Source organism: Prevotella veroralis (assembly GCF_018127765.1).
Taxonomy (GTDB): Bacteria; Bacteroidota; Bacteroidia; order Bacteroidales; family Bacteroidaceae; genus Prevotella; species Prevotella veroralis.
Window position 1 is genome coordinate 920,253 of sequence record NZ_CP072330.1, and the last position, 20,715, is coordinate 940,967.

The 20,715-nt window shown below is 36.4% G+C and carries 13 protein-coding genes and 2 pseudogenes; 9 read left to right on the forward strand and 6 right to left on the reverse strand.

What is annotated here, in order from left to right:
- Positions 1-68: 68 nt before the first annotated feature.
- Positions 69-866, forward strand: a complete 798-nt coding sequence (locus tag J5A55_RS03870; protein ID WP_004383639.1) for a glycoside hydrolase family 25 protein — start codon at positions 69-71, stop codon at positions 864-866.
- Positions 867-1,520: 654 nt separating this feature from the next.
- Here J5A55_RS03870 and prmA read toward each other — a convergent pair.
- Positions 1,521-2,387 carry a 50S ribosomal protein L11 methyltransferase gene (gene prmA, locus J5A55_RS03875; RefSeq protein ID WP_004383640.1) on the reverse strand — a complete coding sequence of 289 codons (867 nt, stop codon included), beginning with the start codon at positions 2,385-2,387 and terminating at the stop codon, positions 1,521-1,523.
- Between the two features lie 181 nt (positions 2,388-2,568).
- Here prmA and J5A55_RS03880 point away from each other — a divergent pair, with 181 nt between their 5' ends.
- The 8 genes and pseudogenes from J5A55_RS03880 to J5A55_RS12455 all read left to right on the forward strand — a co-directional run bounded on the left by J5A55_RS03880 (position 2,569) and on the right by J5A55_RS12455 (position 14,732).
- Positions 2,569-3,588 (forward strand): hypothetical protein, encoded by a 1,020-nt coding sequence (locus tag J5A55_RS03880; protein ID WP_039851438.1) that lies wholly within the window; start codon positions 2,569-2,571, stop codon positions 3,586-3,588.
- 41 nt (positions 3,589-3,629) lie between these two features.
- On the forward strand, positions 3,630-5,246 hold the full coding sequence (locus J5A55_RS03885; protein ID WP_039851439.1) for an OmpP1/FadL family transporter: 1,617 nt from the start codon (positions 3,630-3,632) through the stop codon (positions 5,244-5,246).
- A gap of 568 nt (positions 5,247-5,814) precedes the next feature.
- Positions 5,815-9,111: a UvrD-helicase domain-containing protein gene (locus J5A55_RS03890; RefSeq protein WP_004383643.1), complete on the forward strand. Its 3,297-nt coding sequence runs from the start codon at positions 5,815-5,817 to the stop codon at positions 9,109-9,111.
- Positions 9,112-9,178: 67 nt separating this feature from the next.
- Positions 9,179-12,061, forward strand: a complete 2,883-nt coding sequence (locus J5A55_RS03895; protein ID WP_004383644.1) for a PD-(D/E)XK nuclease family protein — start codon at positions 9,179-9,181, stop codon at positions 12,059-12,061.
- Between the two features lie 450 nt (positions 12,062-12,511).
- Positions 12,512-12,559 (forward strand): annotated as a pseudogene (locus J5A55_RS12545) (hypothetical protein); the annotation flags it as partial.
- 6 nt (positions 12,560-12,565) lie between these two features.
- Positions 12,566-13,411 (forward strand): IS256 family transposase, variant Zn-binding type, encoded by an 846-nt coding sequence (locus J5A55_RS03900; protein ID WP_039851378.1) that lies wholly within the window; start codon positions 12,566-12,568, stop codon positions 13,409-13,411.
- 176 nt (positions 13,412-13,587) lie between these two features.
- A complete protein-coding gene (locus J5A55_RS12290) occupies positions 13,588-13,740 on the forward strand; it encodes a DUF4372 domain-containing protein (RefSeq protein WP_004383646.1) in 153 nt (50 codons plus the stop codon).
- 104 nt (positions 13,741-13,844) lie between these two features.
- Positions 13,845-14,732: pseudogene (locus J5A55_RS12455) on the forward strand (IS982 family transposase).
- A gap of 247 nt (positions 14,733-14,979) precedes the next feature.
- On the opposite strand, the gene J5A55_RS03915 reads toward J5A55_RS12455, so the two are convergent.
- The 5 genes from J5A55_RS03915 to J5A55_RS03935 are packed head-to-tail and all read right to left on the reverse strand — an operon-like array spanning position 14,980 to position 20,708.
- Entirely contained in the window at positions 14,980-15,501 is a 522-nt protein-coding gene (locus J5A55_RS03915; protein WP_004383651.1) for a hypothetical protein, read from the reverse strand.
- Positions 15,498-17,468, reverse strand: a complete 1,971-nt coding sequence (locus J5A55_RS03920; RefSeq protein WP_004383652.1) for an NAD(+) synthase — start codon at positions 17,466-17,468, stop codon at positions 15,498-15,500. Before J5A55_RS03920 ends, J5A55_RS03915 begins: the two co-directional genes overlap by 4 nt.
- Before the next feature lie 16 nt (positions 17,469-17,484).
- Positions 17,485-18,699 carry a DUF2027 domain-containing protein gene (locus J5A55_RS03925; protein ID WP_004383653.1) on the reverse strand — a complete coding sequence of 405 codons (1,215 nt, stop codon included), beginning with the start codon at positions 18,697-18,699 and terminating at the stop codon, positions 17,485-17,487.
- A gap of 31 nt (positions 18,700-18,730) precedes the next feature.
- A complete protein-coding gene (locus J5A55_RS03930; protein ID WP_004383654.1) occupies positions 18,731-20,002 on the reverse strand; it encodes an S-adenosylmethionine:tRNA ribosyltransferase-isomerase in 1,272 nt (423 codons plus the stop codon).
- 10 nt (positions 20,003-20,012) lie between these two features.
- On the reverse strand, positions 20,013-20,708 hold the full coding sequence (locus tag J5A55_RS03935; protein ID WP_004383655.1) for a phosphatase PAP2 family protein: 696 nt from the start codon (positions 20,706-20,708) through the stop codon (positions 20,013-20,015).
- Positions 20,709-20,715: the final 7 nt, after the last annotated feature.

Sequence of the window (20,715 nt, forward strand, 5' to 3'; positions counted from 1 at the left end):
AATAAGGTTAAATATTTGGCACACCTACTTTTATAATCTAGCGAAACCTCATTTTACCTTCAGGCATAATGCAATTCTCAAAGCTACCTCAACATTTATTACATCTTTGGATCATCATTCCACGTTGGGCGAAAGTATTGGGAGCACTATGTTTAGCTTGTATTTATAGTATTTCATTCTATCTCTTATTCGTAGCCCCTACAGGTTTCAGATGGCGCGGTATATATGGCGATCCGAATTATCCAACAGGTTACACAATCCATGGTATTGACGTAAGCCGATATCAAGGTACAATCAATTGGAATCGACTAAGAAATGCGATGATTGAGCGGTCACCAATTCGATTTGTTTTCATTAAGTCTACAGAAGGAGATAGCCACTTAGACGCAAGTTTCAGGGATAATTTCTATAATGCGAAAGAATCGGGATTCATCCGAGGTGTGTACCATTTTTGGAGTAATAACTCGTCGCCAAACCGACAGGCTTATTTCTTCCTAGCAATGGTAAAGTTAGAATCGGGCGATCTCCCCCCCGTTTTAGATGTAGAATCAAAACCAAACAATATCAGCACTAAGGAGTTTCAACAAAATATCCTTACATGGTTGCGTATTGTAGAACAGAAATATCATGTAAAACCAATTATCTATACCTATTATAAGTTTAAAGATCAATACCTATCCGATTCTCGCTTCGACGAATATCCTTATTGGATTGCACATTATTACGTAGATCAAATGGGCTATCAAGGAGCATGGAAATTCTGGCAACATACTGATGCGGGCAAGTTGCCGGGCATTAAAGGCTATGTAGACTTAGATATATATAATGGAAGTTTCTATAGTCTGCAACGTATGTTAATACCATAAGCAACCCAAATCGAGTGTATTATTTTACAGGAAAGATATTTACATTTATTTTCCTCAATATAGACTCTTTGCGTAAATATTATTCGTAAAAACGACTTTTAATCTTGCTTTTTTCCAAATCATATATACGTTTTTAGCAAAATATACCTCCGTTTTCTTCAAAACTTACCTCCGTTTTGATGAAAACCAACCTCCATTTTAGCAAAAATCTACCTCCATTTTACCTAAAACGATAGTACTTTTTGTCCAAAACGATAGTACTTTTTACCTAAAACGGTAGTTCTTTTTAATAAAAACTTCCTATCAATTCGAGATGAACTTCTATTGAATTTTATAATTACCTGTAATTCAAATACTTAAAACAAAGCTACATTTTCTCTTTCATAAATACGATATTTGAGAAAAATAAGCCCCCATTTCAGAATAACGTAATTATAAGCCACTAAAATAGCAATATTTTATTACAAAAGAAAATACGAATGTACTCTGAAAAAGCTAATAAGTATTTAATCAGAAAACTATTAATTACCGCTAAAAAACAATTAGGGAATATCAAAAAAAATAATAGACTAACTTGCTGTGATTGATTAAAATTTCCACACAAGTTAGTCTATTTTTTCATATAACGCAATCTATAAGATTGTAATTTAATATTTAAATCTTCTCAAGCAATAGGCAGCACCAGTCATGATTCATAATTCGTTTGCACTCTTCTAAACCTAAGTTTTTCGCTTCCTTTAAAATAATTTCAGCGTCTTGCTCATAGAATCCGCTTAAAATAATCCTAGAATTAGTTGTCATCACACTCACAAAAGCTGATAAATCCTCAAGAATTATATTTCGATTGATATTAGCCAAAACGAAATCGAATACTCCACTTATGTGAGATAGTACACGCTTATCGCCTTCCAGAACATCTAATTCAACCTCATTTAATTCTGCATTATGTTGCGCATTATTAACGCTCCATTCATCAATATCATAGGCGAAAACCTCTTTTACTCCATATTTTGCAGCCACAATACCTAGGATTCCTGTCCCGCAGCCACAATCTAAAACTCTTTTTCCCGTTAGATTTTGGTTCAAAAGAAGCGAAACAATCATCTGAGTTGTCTCATGCGTTCCCGTTCCAAAGGCTTGTTTTGCATCAATAACAATCTTCGTTGGTATTGATTCGATATTTTGCTGATGATTTACGTCCTCTAGTTTATTACCACAAACAATAGCACATTGATTGTCAATAATTATCGGATCGAAGCCCGCTTTCTCCCATTCTTCATTCCAGTTCCTATCTTCAACGTTACTAACATAAAACGTTATTTCGACATCTGGTATCGGAAAGTTCTGAAGTGTGTTTTCCAAACTCTCCGCATGAAAGAGTTCTTCTTGACAATAACCAATCAATTTCCCATTTTCATCGGAAAAAGACTCAAAACCGATCTCACCAGTAAGAGCAGCAATAATGTCTCTTATATCCTGATTATCAGGCTTTGCAGTAAATTCTACTTGTATATATCTCATAATGGTGTTAAATTTCTATTGCAAATTTATAAAAATTAGGGAAAAACCTACAATGGATTAGGGAATTTCTGTATATTTGCAGAGAAAGTTATTCTATTTTTGCACTATCGAAAGTGTATATTAAGTGCATTGGAGAATAAATTGGTGTTAAACAAGTTACAAATTAAAAAATAAAAGGCATATGAAACGAGTAGTATTACTTTCGGTTTTATTTGGAGCCATGCCATTATTATCAATGGCGCAGGATGACCTTTATTTCACACCTTCAAAGGCGGAACAAACAAAATATCTAAAGGATAGGGTAGAGGAAGATCGCCCAGTTTACTATAGCGGTATTGGTAAATCAAATGATGAGTATAATCGTCGGGGGCAATATAGCTATAAGAAGGTTGGCGTAGACTCTTTGGGTAATGATATTTTTATGTCACGCATCTCAACTTTGCATGGCGATTCAGTTGTCTTGGATACTATTTATGGTGGATTAACACGTAGATATGATAGTAATAATGATGACTTTGCTTATAGTCGTCGTATGAGTCGTTTCGATGGTTATTGGGGCGGATATTATGATCCATGGTTTGCTGGTCGTTCTTCAATATATGTAGGTTGGGGCTTTGGTTCTCCTTTCTATGGTGGCTGGTATGACACTTGGAACGATCCATGGTATTACGGCTATTATGGTGGTTATCCTTATTACAGTTATTATGGCGGATATCCATACTACAGCTATTACGGCGGTTATCCTTATTATGGTTATGCTGGTTACGGATGGTACAATCCTTGGAGAGGATACTATAGTTATGGTTGGGGCTATCCATATTATGGCTATAGAGGAGTTTACGTAACTTATCGCAATGGGCATACTGGTACGGCTAATCATTGGGGAACTACAGCAGGAGATTATAACTATAATAGAAATCGCACATATTCAAACTATCCTCGCACCTATTCTGGTCAGAACAGAAATACCACGAATACTCAGCCTAATGATCTGAGAAGTTACCAGGATAGATTTGGCGGTCAACGTCAAAGTGACTTCCAGAATCAGACTCGCCAGGTTTATTCAATGCCAGAGAATAATTCCTTTGGTGGAGCTAGTAGAGGTTCCTTTGGTGGTGGCTTCGGTGGTTCACAAGGCGGAGGTGCAAGCTTTGGTGGCGCACGTGGCGGTAGCGGTTCTGTATTTGGAGGACACAGATAATTTAAAGTAGTTAGAAGTTAAAGGAAATAATGTTTATCATTATGAAGAATAGATATTTTTTATTTGCGACAGCATTAATGATTGCAATGTCAGCAAATGCTCAGGAAACTTATGAGAATGCAAAGTTAGTAGGGGAGGATCTCAATGGAACAGCTCGCTATGTAGGTATGGGTGGTGCTATGGAAGCATTGGGTGCCGACATATCAACAATAGGAACCAACCCTGCTGGTCTTGGTTTGTTCAGACATAGTAATCTCAGTGTTAGTGGTGGTCTACTCATGCAATCAAATGGTAAAGAGTTTACTAATGGTAATAAGACTAATGCTAGCTTTGACCAAATAGGTGGAGTATATTCAACTCGCACTGGAACAAAGTCCTTCCTTAACTTTGGTTTCAACTATCATAAAGGTAAGAACTTTGATTATATCCTGAATGCAGCAAATTCGTTGAATGGTAGTTCGCAAAATAAGCAATCATTTATTAAGGGATTAGTTGGCAGTGAAAGCAATGGTGGCTTTTATGTAGATAGAGATCCTAAGACAAATGCGAATGTTGGATATTCTGACTTAAATAAGAAAAGTAATGCTTATACATTTAGTCAGATAGATTATCTCTATTGGAACACTTTAATTCCAACTAATAATCCTACGAAACCTTATGACTATGATGGAGGAAATGATTATACTTTTAATCGTGCTCACAATGGTTATATAGGTAACTACGATTTCAGTATTAGTGGGAACCTAAACGATAGGGTATATCTCGGTGTTACTTTCGGTATAAAGGATGTACACTATAACGCATATAGTGAATATTCTGAGAATTTAGTTAGTGGTGCGCGTGCTTCGGTAGCAGATAATAGAAGTATCACTGGTAGTGGTTTTGATGTTACAGCAGGTGTGATTGTACGTCCAATTGAATCTTCACCATTTAGAATTGGTGCATATGTAAAGACTCCAACATGGTATGATCTGACCACATCTAACACAACTAGTCTTATAGATTATAGAAACTATGGTGCTGCAAATAATAGCAAGTACGTAAACAACTCTTATGACTTTAAGATATGGACTCCTTGGAAGTTTGGTTTCTCATTAGGTCATACTATCGGAAGTTCTCTTGCTTTAGGTGCAACTTATGAGTATGAAGATTATAGTCGCATCAATACGAGAATCAATGATGGTGGTTACATTGATTATTGGACTGGTAGTTATTATGATTCATCTATCGCTGATACTCAAATGAATAATCACACACGAGAAGTTCTAAAAGCTGTTAGCACTTTAAAGTTAGGTGTTGAGTATAAGCCAACAACAAATCTCGCATTACGTGCTGGTTATAATTATGTAAGTCCAATGTATTTTAGCGATGGACAGAAAGACCCAGGTCTATCTTCATTAGGAACATCTTATGCTTCAGCAACTGATTATACCGACTGGAAGGCAACGAATCGTTTTACCTTAGGTGTTGGTTACCAGATTGATAAGTTTAATATAGACTTAGCTTATCAATATAGTAGTCAGGCTGGTGATTTTTATCCATTCTCAAATGTAAAGAATATAAATATCAACTCAACTACGTATAATAATATAGCAACAGGAACTAAAGTTAAGAACGATAAGAGTCAATTATTATTGACCTTAGGTTACCGCTTTTAACCTGACACATATTCTTAAATAGTAGACAATAGATAGAATAATATTCTTACTTTAAATATTAGGATATTCAAGTTTGGATCAATAACCTGATTAAAAAAGATCAAGAATAATCCTTTCAAAAGTAAGAATATAACTATAAAGAGGATAATCCCGAAAGTTCTTTCATTAGGCTTTCGGGATTTCTATTTTCATATAACAACTATTCTTTTACATAGAACACCTTTTCTTTTTCACATAACAGCCTTTCCTCATCAACAATGACAAACCTTAAAGCATTAAAGGAGAGCCTTTCTTTAATTTATTTATCATAATCATCATTACTATTAATGTTATACTTATATTTCAATGGTACTTATAGTCTAAAAAACATTAAAAGCTAAATTGAATGAAATATAATCATTAAATTTGTAGGATAAGAGTAAACAACTTAAAGTAATAAGAGTATTCAATTAAAGGCAATAAGTAAATAACTTAAAGCAATAAGAGTACCCAGTTAAAGGCAATAAGAGTAAACAACTAAAAGCAAAAAGAGTTCTCATTATATACTCAAGAATTTAGCTATACAAACATGGAAAAAGCACTAACAATTTATAAGGCATCAGCAGGTTCTGGCAAAACATTTACATTAGCTTCAGAATACATTACACTTGTAGTTAAGAATCCCCAGGATTATAGTCGTATACTAGCTGTTACCTTTACCAATAAAGCTACACAAGAAATGAAGATGCGTATTCTTACACAGCTTTATGGTATTGCCCATTCTCTAAAGGAATCACAGCCTTACTTTGAACAAGTCCAAACAAAGACCGATTTACCAGAGATTACTATTCGTGAAAATGCAGCCGAAGCATTATCATTACTTACGCATCATTATAACTACTTCCGTGTATTAACAATTGATGCTTTTTTTCAAGCGATTTTACGTAATCTTGCACGTGAACTTAATCTTACAGCTAACCTGCGCATTGATCTCAATGATACTCAAGTAGAAGCTCAAGCTGTTGATAATCTTGTTAATGACCTTGAGGAAGGAAAAGATGTACTTATATGGATTAGTGACTATATTGATAGAAACATTGAAGATAATCAAGGATGGAATGTAATTGATCAAATTAAAGACTTTGGTAGGAATATATTTCAAGACTTCTATAAGGAAAATAAGGAAGCTTTGGACAAATGCTTTAATAACGAAGGGTTCTTTGATAACTTCATAAAAGATCTTAGAAAAAGACGTAATACCATCGCTAATAAACTGACTAGCATGGCAAAAGAGTTGATGTCAGTAATTAGTAAGGCTAATCTCGATAATCCAACTTTATTTAATCGTGGTACAAAAGGTATCTATAACTATATCAGCAAATTAACTCAAAATAAACCAACGGGAGATTTAGCCCCGCAGTATGTCCAAACTTGTATTGAAAATGCCGACAAATGGCCTGCTGGTAAGTGTCCAAAGGAAATTAAAACAATTATTACAGATCTAGCTTCAAAGTCCTTATGCAATGATCTTAAATTATTGGAAGAGTATCGTCTGAACAACTGGAAAGAATATCAATCATGTAACCTTACACTAAGACATCTTTCTCAATTACGTTTACTTCATTCTATTTCTGAAGCTGTAGACGAACTAAACAAAGACATGAATAGATTTATGCTAAGTAATACACAATCCTTACTTAGTAATTTAATGAAAGATAGTGACACCCCTTTTGTCTTTGAAAAGATTGGAGCTTATTTAAAACATATCATGATAGATGAGTTTCAAGATACTAGTACAATACAATGGAACAACTTTAAGAAACTTCTTATTAACTGTATGTCTCAGGGCGATTCTCATAACCTAATTGTAGGTGATGTCAAACAAAGTATTTATCGTTGGAGACAAGGAGACTGGAGACTCTTAAACAACATAGAAAAAGAGTTCTCTACAGAACAATTAGCGATTAAACCTTTAAATACCAATTATCGTTCCGAAGAAAATATTATCCTATTCAATAATGCCTTCTTTACTCTAGCAATCGAGCAATCTATCAAGGAATTACAACAAGATAGTATTGGTAATTTTGAACAACTTACTGAGGCATATAAAGAGATTATTCAGCAACCTAAAAAGAGTAATCATAAAGGTTATGTCAGTGTAAAACTATTTCCCTCTGACAATTACGAAGAAGATGTCTTAAATGAACTAACAAATAACGTACAACAACTACTTGATTTAGGATATAGACAAAAGAGTATCACAATTCTTGTGCGTACTAAAGGTGTGATTCAAGATATAGTTGATACCTTTCAACATCATTTCGGTAGTGCTATCAGTATTGTTTCAGATGAGGCATTCCGCTTAGATGCGTCTCTCGCTGTAAATGTAATTATTCTTGCCCTCCGACTACTAGTACATCCCGATGATAAACTTACAGCAAGTAAGTTATTAAAGTTGTACCATCAGCAGGTTCTAAAAAATAGTACCAATAGTAATGAGATATTAGTTCATCCAGGAGACAACATATTTGAGAACTTGCCAAGCAGTTATATTGAACAATTCAAGCAATTACCCAATTTATCATTGATAGATTTAGTTGATCAACTCTATGAGATGTTCGGTTTAAAAGAGCTTGAAGGACAAAGTGCTTATGTATGTGCTTTCTATGATACATTGAATGAATATCTACGTGATAATCCTGCAGATATTGACGATTTCATCGAAGAATGGGAAAAGTCTTTGTCACAGAATACTATACAAAGTGATGAAGTCGATGGTATACGTATTATTACTATACACAAAAGTAAGGGCTTGGAATATGATAATGTTTTAATCCCCTTCTGTGATTGGGAATTAGAAAAGACCACTGGTAATACCATTTGGTGTAATGGTAAGGATAAGGAAGATCCATTCAATCAATTACCTTTAATCCCTATTGACTTCTCTAAGAAAAGTATGATGGGAACTGTCTTTGAAGATGACTATAAAGAGGAGCATTTGCAAAATACAGTTGATAACATGAATCTTTTATATGTTGCTTTCACTCGAGCGAGTAAGAATCTCTTTATCTCTGGCAAAAGAATGAAGGATAAAAAGCTGAAGGAACTTGAAAGCGACCCCACTAATAGTAATCGCTCACAAATAATACAACTAATAACAGAGTCGCTTAGCTCTAAGTTGGATGGTGCAACACTTTGCGATAGTAAGGAGTCGGAACCATTAGAATTTGAGTTTGGTACATTAAGTAAAGAAACTAACAATAGTACAAAACCAGTTGATAATCAATTATTAAATAAAAACCCTTTCAGTGAAACTATAGAGTCGAAGCTAATTAAAATAGAGACCTTCCCCTACCCTGCCGAGTTCAGACAAAGTAATAAGAGTGAAGACTTTATTAAAGGTGAAGATGTTGACCCTTCTGACGCTAATCGATATATCAAGATTGGTAACATCCTCCATCAACTATTTTCTACCATTTTAACGGAGGAAGATATAGAACCACGTTTAAAGGATTTAGAACAGCAAGGTGTTGTTTACAATGATGAAGTAACCTCGACAGAACTTAGGAATAAAATAGCTAATGCTTTAAGAAATGAGAAAGTTAAATCGTGGTTTTCTGATCGATGGGAGTTATTCAATGAATGTACGATAATTGAATATGACAACAAGGAAGGCGTTGTTCGTGAACATAGACCTGACCGTGTTATGACCGATGGAAACGAAATAATTATCGTTGATTTCAAATTTGGTAAACCACGCACAGAGTATCATGAGCAAGTAAAACAATATATTGAATTACTTCAACGAATGGGAAATAAGAACATATTTGCTTATTTGTGGTATGTCATGCGTAATGAAGTTGAAGAAGTCAATCTTACTCAATAGTGGTATTATTCAGCATTAAAAGTATCGTAACAAAATCGCATTTACATCATTCAATCCTTCAAAACAAATGAAATCATTTCTCGAACATATAGCAAAAGATTTACTCGATAAATACGGAACTGATTTGGCACATATTGCCGTTGTCTTTCCTAACAAACGTGCGTCTTTATTCCTCAATCAAGAACTCGCCCGTCTCGCTGGTAAGCCAATATGGAGTCCCGCTTATATTACAATATCAGATTTCTTCCGTCAACATTCGAAACTAACTGTAGCCGATCCTATCAAAAGTGTTTGCGATTTATATAAGAGCTACATAGAGGTAACAGGTCATGTAGATGAAACTTTAGATCAATTCTACGGCTGGGGACAATTACTATTGGCAGACTTCGATGACATCGATAAAAACATGGCTGACACAAAGATGGTCTTTGCAAATATCAGAGACTTGCATGAGTTAGATGATGTAAGTTATCTTACAGACGAGCAGAAGACTGAATTACGCCGTTTCTTCGCTAATTTCGATGATAACCCAGAGGGTATTCGTGAAAAGTTTATCACACTTTGGGCTAGACTAAAGGACATATATGACAACTTTAAGCAAAGACTTCGTTCACAAGGTCTTGCTTACGAAGGTATGCTATATAGAGATGTAGCCGAGCAAAATTCTATTGAAACAAAGTATGAACATTATATTTTCATCGGTTTCAACGTTCTACAGAAAGTTGAACAGCACTTATTCAAGCATTTAAAGAAAGATAATAAGGCAAGTTTCTATTGGGATTATGATCGATATTACATGAACTCAAATAACGAGGCTGGCACATATATCCATCAATGGCTGGATAAATTTCCGAACAGTTTGCCTAATGATAACGATGAGATATACGATAACCTTGGGAATGATAAACAAATAAATTTTATATCAGCTCCTACAGAAAATCTGCAAGCTCGATACATTACAGAATGGTTAAAAGAGGATAATCGATATAAGGATGGTAAGCGAACAGTCATTGTTTTATGTGATGAGCACTTATTACAAACTGTTATCCATTGTATTCCTGACGAAGTAAAGACATTGAATATAACAACAGGTTTTCCTTTAAAACAAACTCCTATTGCTTCCATGGTAATGCAACTCTTAGCACTACAATTAGAAGGTTATTCTCAATCGGAGCAGGGTTATAGGCTACGTTATCTTAGTAGGGTATTACGACATCCGTATGGTAAATATCTAATTTCAGAAGCAGAGAGATTGATAGAAAAGATAAAGGAGGAAAAAGAGTTTTATGTAAACGTGAATGAAATTTCACAACTAACTTATCATCAAAGTGATAAGCAACATTTACCAGAACTTATCCATTGGCTATCTGATACTATCCGTATCATAGGAATGAATGGTGCAGCAGTAAATAAAGATCCTCTTTTCCAGGAGTCAGTGTTTAGAATGTACACCTTACTTACACGCCTATACGACTTAATGTCAAGTGGGGATCTTGAGGCTGATAAGATAATTTTCCGAAGATTATTAAATCAACTTATTACCACAACAAGCATTCCTTTTCATGGGGAACCAGCTCAAGGCGTACAAGTCATGGGCGTTCTAGAAACTCGTAATCTCGACTTTGATCATGTCCTTGTTCTCTCATGCAATGAAGGTAATATGCCTAAGGGAGTTGATGATGCCTCGTTTATTCCTCACTTGATTCGTAAGGCTTATGGACTAACGACCATTGATAACAAGGTGTCTATCTATAGTTATTATTTCCATGGTTTGATTCAAAGAGCAAAAGATGTAACCTTCTTATATAATAATTCCACACAAGGTAGTCAAACTGGAGAGATGAGTCGCTTTATGTTACAACTAATGGTGGAGTGGAATCATCCAATTCATCGACTTGCATTAAAGGCTGGTCAAGAACTGATGAGGATTGATACAGAGATTGTATATAAGGATGATGCTGTCATGAATAAGTTGGATGAGATAGGTCGTTTCTCCCCTACTGCCATTAATACTTATATTCGTTGTTCTTTAAAATTCTACTTTAAATATATTGTAGGAATAAGTGAATTAGAAGATGTTGAAGAAGATGACATTGACGGACGTCTATTTGGTAACATCTTTCATTGTGCAGCTCAGTTGATGTATGAAAAGTTACTACCAAGAGACATCATTACAGCTAAGAACATTGATGATCTATTAAAGACAGGTAAGAGTTCACAGTCAATTACATCTGGTAACTCACAATTAACTTTGGAGGACATTGTTGATGAAGTCTTTGCCACGACACTCTTTAATAAAGAAGCGGGAACAAGAACCTATCCCAAGCTAAATGGTTTACAGCTCATAAACCGCGAAGTCATCGTGAAATATTTACGTCAGTTATTACGAATCGACCAACGCTCTGCACCTTTAAGAGTACTTGCACATGAGTTTGATGTGAATAGAAGTATAACTATCAAGGTGGGCGATACTGAAAAGGAGTTAAGAGTCGGCGGGCGTGTTGATCGACTAGATGAGGTCTTTTCAGATAGTGATAAGGCACAATTACGAGTCGTAGATTATAAAACTGGTGGTAGAGTTGCAGCACCACTGAAATCTATTGACGAGGTATTTGATCCAAAGAATGTAGCTTTTAAAAAGAGTGACTATACAATGCAAGCTATGTTTTATAGCTTAATTGAAGCAGAGCATGATGATAAGCTTAATCCTTTGCATCATGCGGTTAGCCCTGCATTACTCTTTATTCAACACGCTGGTGGTGATGATTATTCACCAATATTGTCAATGGAAGGGAAAGAAATAACAGATGTTACGGAATATAAGGAACCTTTCTTTGAACATCTCATTCAACAATTGGGGGATCTCTTTAATCGCAATATTGCTTTTAGCTCTACGGATAATCTTAATGCTTGTTCCTATTGTCCCTATAAACAAATGTGTGGACGATGAAAGTTTGAAGAACAATGATGGCTAAAAAATTGGTAAATGTGATTCATTAAAACACTATGACTCACATCCTTGTTAATTCAATTCTTCTATATATATTTTGAGTATCATCCAATACCCTTTTATAAGGATGTTACTCAATACCCTTTATTAGGATGTCTTTAGCCATATTATCAATAGTGTCAATCAAAACTTTAAAAAGATCTGTAAACCTTATCCCCATATAAAAGTTAAGGGCTAAAATCCTCTCTTGGATTTCAGCCTTTTTTGTTACTTTTGTTTTTGCTAATAAACTTCAATAACATGGGAAAAAGTACACATTTTTAGCGGACAGCTGGTCTATAATCAGGTAATAAAATTAGGCGTAATGGACATTTGGTAGGCTGAAACCTCTCGGAATTCTTTTATTTACTACCTTTGCAGCATTTGAAAACCTATGAATAAAAAAACTGTATCTTCTGTAATAGCTCAAATGTTAAAAAGAATGGGCATCGACGTTCTGTTCAGATGTATTCCTGCAAGGATTGTGGTAGACAATTTCAAGGTGGTCTGCGTATAAATAATATTTCTCTATGTAATGACTATCTGACGGCAAATCGAACGATATCTGATCTATCCACTCTTTATAAATGTTCAGAGCGAACCATACGACGTAGGTTGAGCTTAGTGGTAGATAGCTTTACTGCTACTTACCCCAAATCTGCAGTAATAATATTGGATACAACATACTTTTCCAGGACATTTGGTGTGATGCTTTTTCAGGATGCTTCATCAGGCAAAATACTCTATCGCAAGTTTGTCAAAAACGAAACTAACAGAGATTATCTTGATGGACTTTGGTATATTGCGGAACGTGGAACTATGATAAAAGCAGTGGTGTGTGATGGGCATATAGGACTTTTACAAGCTATAAGTTTCTGTCCCGTACAAATGTGTCAATTTCACCAATTTCAGATAGTTAGAAGACTCCTTACTAACAACCCACATTTGCCTGCAGGCGTTGAACTATTGGCATTAATGAGAAGGATGTTCTCTATGAGAAAAGAAGAGTTTATAACCGCTTTTGATAAATGGTGTGATAAATGGAAAGAGTTCCTAAATGAACGAACTCTCCTAATCTCGGGTAAGACAACTTATACACACAGAAGACTGAGAACGGCAAGACGTTCTATTAAGACACATCTGCCATGGCTCTATACGTGCGAGCAGCATCCAGATATACAAATACCTAATACAACAAACCTGTTGGAAGGAATTAACTCACAACTTAAAAGAGCACTGCATAATCATAATGGATTGAATGAAGCTAACAAGAAGATGTTTATAGATGGATTCATAAATACAAAAAAGTAGGCTGGAATAACCAGCCTACCAAATGTCCATTACTAAAACCCGAGAGGTTTTCAGCCTACCAAATGTCCATTACGCCTAAAATTACTCGACAAGCAAAAGATCAAGCAAATTAGCTTTGAAACACCCCAAAGTGAAGCTCATGTTAAGTGCCTTGACGGGGGACGCACCTTGTTATCATGCTCTTCAGCGTTCTCAAACACTTTGATTCTCTGCGAGAAGTCGAGATTGGAATGAAGGCTGAAGTATATAAACTACATCATCTAGTATTGAAGATGTTATGCGCCGTAGTACACTTGCTACGTGAGTTCGGTTTAAGAAAGTTCTTTTAAAAGTTGGTAATCTCGTTATTTTTTGTAACTCTATAGTTGAAAATCAATAACTTACAAAACAAATAAGCGATGATTACCAAGGATAGAATTTTTCTGTATTATTGATGAATTTAAATGTTGAACTGGGCAAAAAACTATGTTTACCTTCCTATAATGGAAATGGGAAACGTTGCAGGAATCGTAAGAGAAGGCTTAGCGAGAGTAAAATCATGACCATACTTATATGTTATCATTTCGGTACATATCGTAATTTTAAGGAGTATTACCAAAATTATATCCGTGGTTGGCTCAAGAATGATTTCTCTGCTTCGGTATCCTATAACCGTTTTGTTAGAAATCATGCCTCGTGTATTCTTCAAGATGATGCTTTTCATGAAGCTCTATGCCTTTGGTAAATGTACAGGTATAACATTCGTTGACAGTACGATGATTCCTGTTTGTCACAATGTAAGACGATATTTTAACAAGGTCTTTGCCAGACTTACCAGAAGTAGCAAGGGGACTATGGATTGGTGTAATGGATTGGTGTAATGGATTCAAACTTCATCTTCTTTGTAATGGATTCAGGTGAAGTAATAATATTCTGTCTTACAGGAGCAAACGTTGATAAAAGGGATCGTAGAGTCTGGACGGTATTTGCAAAGGTACTCTATGGAAAGGTTTTTGCAGACAGAGGGTACATCAAGCAGGAACTCTTTGAAAGTCTATTCAGTCAAGGTATTCAACTTGTTCATATGGTCTTAAAGCAAAGATGAAGAATAAGCTTATGCCCATGTGGGAAAAGATTATGCTAAGGAAAAGATATATCATCGAGTGCATTAATGAACTGCTAAAGAACAAAGCGAGCATCATACACTCACGACACCGATCGATACATAACTTTATCATGAGCTTATGTTCTGCCCTTACAGCACATTGCTTTTTTGAGAATAAGCCAGAGGCACTACCTATATATATAACAATCAAGACCGTTAGAACTATTTGCATACTAAGCTTATCCCGAACTCACGTATATATAGGGTTCCTCATACCCAATCTGCTTATAATACTGGCAAAGAGGAATATTAAAAGATTTCTTCGCGAAGAATTTCGATTTTCTTCGCGAAGATTTTTGGTGTTTCTTATGTTGACATTAAAATGCACAGAAATAGGACTTGTAAAGCTGGGTGTCAGCCTCATGGGGCACGGAAGTATATTTCGTTATTGTTAACAATTAAGCCTCGTGGCTAATGAAGAATATCAGACGGTGAAGAGGGTAAAAATATACATATCAACCCATACTGTCACGTCTACTCCAACGGAACAGTCCTTACGGAGAAAACGAAGAATGTTTTGAGATGGTTTCTTGGGATGTAAATAGAAGCCATGAGAGCGTAAATCTTTTGCGAAATATAGATAGTACGCTTTATCCCAAAAGATAATTTGCAGTGTCCCAGCTTTGTCATCAATAACAGCAATGCTACTATTGTCTACTTTTGAAAAGATACGATAAAGTGGTTGGCGAGATTGATCGAAATCAGTATTTGGCGTTACGTGCCATCCCCATAATTGGCGTGAATCACCGGTATTGACAACAAGCTCTGTCCGAATCTGTCGAAGTCCATATTTACTAAAGGAATAAGGTGTTGCATTGTGCTTACCCTTCTGGACTTGGTACTGGAGTAATTCTGTAATTGGGATATGGACTAAAGGATTCCCCTGTGCCAACACGCATAGGGGAATCAAATGTAATATTATCAACAAAAATAGCTTCCTTATCATACTAGTCCTTCCAACTCATTGAGCCAATCCGTCGACATGGCATCCGTAGGCATCCGCCAATCACCACGTGGGGAGAGGCTTACACTGCCCACCTTTGGACCGTCTGGCAAGCAGGAACGCTTGAATTGCTGTGAGAAGAATCGACAGAAGAAAATGCGTAACCAATGTAAAATTACACCATCGGCATAGACATCATGGAAAGCATTTTGGGCTAACCAGTAGATTTTAGAGGGGCGGAAACCACAGCGAAGAACATAATAAAGGAAGAAATCATGCAATTCGTAAGGCCCCACAATATCCTCCGTCTTTTGGGCAATATCTCCCTTTTCATCGGCAGGCGTTAACTCTGGAGAGATGGGGGTGTCAACAATATCAATCAATGTGTGACGGGTACTCTCGCCTACCCCACTCTCTGCCACATAACGAACGAGGAATTGGGTAAGCGTCTTAGGCACACTCACATTGACAGCATACATACTCATGTGATCACCATTATAAGTGCACCAGCCTAAAGCTAACTCGCTGAGATCGCCTGTTCCCAAGACTAAGCCTCCTAGCTGATTACTGAGGTCCATCAAGATTTGCGTACGCTCACGAGCTTGCGAATTTTCATAAGTCACATCATGAACACTGGCATCATGTTCAATATCCTTGAAGTGTTGTAATACGGATGAAGCTATGTTGATTTCACGAATCGTAACACCAAGATCTTTCATAAGCGTAATGGCGTTTTGATAGGTGCGATCTGTGGTACCGAAGCCGGGCATCGTTACTCCTATTATGTCTTTGCGATCAAAGCCCAACGTGTCGAAGGTCTTCACAGCAACCAGTAAGGCTAAAGTAGAATCTAATCCTCCACTAATACCAACTATAATCCTCTTACAGTTCGTGTGAACCAAACGTTTCGCCAAACCGCTAACCTGAATGTTGAGAATCTCGTCACAAGCATCTTTCATGTTTTCCGTGCTAGGAACGAAAGGATGTTGTTCGAACTGGCGGGTTAAAGAGAACTCACGCTCTGGACATATCTGTAACTGACAATCAACGGTTAATGCTAATTCGCCATAATGCCCACTAATGCCCGATAGACCTGTGGCGGTTGGACGTTGAGCATTCACAAAGGTGCTATTCGTTCGACGCTCACCTCTTAACCTTTCGACATCAATCTCGGAGATAACTAATTGTGGTTCTATCTGAAAACGCTTTGACTGCTCTAACAATAAGCCATTCTCATAGACAAAGGCATTCCCTCCATAGACAACATCTTGCGTGCTTTCTCCAAATCCACATCCACTATAAACATAGCCACAGATGGTTCGTGCACTCTGTTGAGACAATAGAGATTTTAAATAACGATGCTTGCCTAGCAGCTCATCACTGGCAGAAAGATTAAAGATAATTTCAGCTCCAGCCAAAGTAAGATGATTACTAGGTGGGGTTGGAGCCCATACATCCTCACATATTTCTATACCAAACTTCGCCCCTTGAGGAGTGCGGAAAATTTGCATATCTGGCGTCACAAGTATATGATGACCAGCAAAGTGGATCCGCTTAGGACGAAGATCTTGAGAAGACGCAAACCAACGCTTCTCATAAAACTCGCTATAATTGGGAAGGTAAGTCTTAGCCACTATACCTAATAATTTACCCTGCTGAATAACCAAAGCACAATTTAAAAGCAATGAACCTACAGCTACTGGTGCCCCTACGATGGTGATAATATCTAACTTTCGAGTGAAATCAAGTAAAGATAAAATGGCTTGCTCAACATTATCTAAAAGCAATTGCTGGTGGAATAGATCCTGGCAAGAATATCCTGTCAAAGATAGTTCTGGAAAGGCTATAATCTCAACGCCTTTCCCATCCGCTATAGCGATTTGCTTTTCAATCTCAGCAAGATTAAATTGAGTATCTGCCACTCTAACAGAAGGAATAGCAGCAGCCACCTTTATAAGACCATATTTCATAAATGCACTTGTTTGATTATTTTATTGTTACTTGGGTAGCTCCATAACCATATTCTCGGAAGGAAGCATCCTGATAAGAAAAATGCTTATACTTATAATTAAGTTCATGAATAAGTGCATGACGCAAGACTCCTTCACCCTTACCATGGATAAATATTATTTTCTTTCCTTTCTGACTCTTATATTGTTCTATAATACGACGAAAGGTATCAAGCTGATATTCAAGAATATCGCTTGATGACATTCCTGTAGTAGTTTCGAGTAATTTATCCGCATGAAGATCTATCACTATCTTATCGTCATTAAGCATTTGTTTTGCTAAACGAGGGCTCTTCGACTTGTAAGGATTAGCGAGCTTTTTTGCCTTCTCCTCTATCTTTACATCTTCCGAATGATTCGAAGTGTTGAGACTGGTTAATGAGGCTTTAGATATGGCTTCATCCTTCACTCTTAAAGCCTCGACCATCTGATTTTCTTTTAACTTATCATTCTCTACCAATGTATAGATTAAAGCGGGTTCATCAAAAAAGAGATTGTCACGGAATGTGTTCAACTTGTAAAACTTTACAGCGTCAATATTAACTTGAATATCACAGGTTGGCTTTAATTCAAACGTCTTATCACGCTTATATGCATGGAGCTGAATACAACCATGAAGCATATCGTTAAGGTCGGCTAAAGTGAAGTTTTCTATCAATAACTTCATATTAGGTTCCAACTCTCCAACCGCTTTAAGATTCCATTTATCTTCCGCCTTTATCAAATAAGAAAAATGAACATAATAATTAGAATCATTAATAAGATAAGACTTAAAATTTGAAGTTGATAAAGCCTTTGTGTCATGCGGAACAAAGGCAAGATAGAGAGATAACTCGTCTCCACCTACACGTTCTTTCACTGGAGCTTCAAAATTGAGAGAAGGGTCATCATCCAACGTAATATCTGTATCAACATTACGCCAATCTTCATTGCCTTCATCATCAACACTAGAAGTACTTAATCTTTGCTTAATACTCCGATTATCCTTACCATCTTCCATCCCTCGCTGGTGCTGATCAATACGCATCTTTGCACGATCAGTAGCACTATCATCCACGATAACAATCTCATTTATAGGGGTTGGTATCTGAAATCCATCTTCGTCTTCTACCAGCACTATCTTTCCTTTAATACCAGCAATAAATCCACCACCTGTATCACTAAGAAATCGGACTTTGTCTCCTATTTTCATTGCTTATCTTTCTTTTTGAATAAATATTAGGTTATGGTATCAGTAATGAAGAATCACCATAACTCAAGAATCGAAAATCATGACTAAGTGCATAATCATAAATCTTACGCCAATCGCCCTTGACAAACGCACTAACCAATAATAATAAAGTTGATTGTGGTTGGTGGAAGTTTGTTATCAATGCCTTTACGATCTTATAAGTATAACCTGGAGCAATAATAATTTGAGTACTGGAATGGAGGGCATTTAAGCCATCTCTATCAAGATAATCCAACAGATTTTGGATTGATTCTTCCACAGAGATAACCTTCCCATTGACTTTGACTAATCCGTCAGAATTATGAGGTAAATCATAAGGTTCCCATTGATTTACATGCAAATCATCCTCGGTAGCATTATTGTTAGATACGAGCTTTACTCCCATATAATATAGGCTCTCCAGAGTTCTAACACTAGTAGTGCCAACAGCTATAGCTCGGCATTTATGTTTTAAGAGCTTTATAAGCGTCTGACGACGTACAATAATAAACTCTGTGTGCATATTATGACCTTCTATTTCATGACTCTTTACTGGCTTGAAAGTTCCTGCCCCCACATGAAGGGTAAGTTCCTCACGATCAACACCATGCTCATCCAAAGCCTTAAGCACCTTATCAGTAAAGTGAAGACCAGCCGTAGGTGCTGCCACTGAGCCTTTAATCTTTGAATATACGGTTTGATAAGTTTCCTTATCACTTTCCTCTGTAGCACGGTTAAGATATGGAGGAATAGGTAATTCACCTACGGCTTCAAGAATCTCAGCAAATGATATATTTGTATTATCCCACTCAAATTGAATCCAATGATTGGTTCCACCAGCTTGCTCCTGCACCTTACTGCGGTCCATTGTTGCGGTGAGTGTTAGCTTTTGCCCTTTGATTTCAAATGCACGCTTTAATGCACCTTCTTTCCACTTCTTAAGGTTGCCAACCATACAAAGCCATGCACACTCGTGATTTGTTTGAAACATCAATTCATAATCTGTTGGCTGTGCTGGTTCCATTAAGAATACCTCTATGAGGGCTCCCGTCTCCTTACGAAAGTGCATACGTGCCTGAATGACTTTCGTATTATTGAAAACCATCAACGCACCTTTAGGCAAATATTCAGGAAGATTATAAAAAATGTCCTCCGATACATCACCATGCTTATAAAGCAATAACTTGCTATGGTCGCGCTCAGTCAATGGAAATTTGGCGATGCGCTCATCGGGGAGTGGATAGTTGTAATCAGAAATGCTAATATGTTTTGTATCTTCAGACATAATATGGTTTTTATATTAATAATAAAGCACGAAATACCACATAGATAAATGTTAATACAAGTACTGTTAAGACAAGGTCTATATCTGCAAAGCTATAGCCCGTGCGGGTGTACCGTGTAGAAATATAATGAAGTTTATCACTGAATCGAATATAAATGCGAAGATATAAAAAATAAATGAGAATGGCAATTGTACTTCCAAAAATTGCACCAACAAATATATCTGAAGGATAATGTACACCCAAATATGGACGAGTTAATGATACGATTATTGCCCACAAGAACATAAAACAAGAAAAAATCTTATCACGCACTAACAAACTAAAGAATACAGCTATTAGAAAAGCATTTGCCGTATGGGAAGAGAAAAAGCTATATCCGCTTGCATAATAACCATTTGCTGATTGAACGATTCCTTGTAATTCAGGACTCTTTAAAGGGCGTGGGCGTGCAATAAGGGGTTTTACAATGCCAAGATTCACACCATCAACAATCAATAATCCTATTCCTATGGTACCGACAATAAGCATTATCTTCCACCAATTTTCATTATTTTTTATAACTAAATAAAGTAAAGCTCCATACAACAATATCCACGTATAGGCAGAAGTCAAAGTCACGACTAGGTTGTCTAGAAACAAATTATTGCTTCCATTCAGAGTAAGTAGTACGCACTTATCAATTGTATGTAAGGCTTCAAAACTCATACAAAAT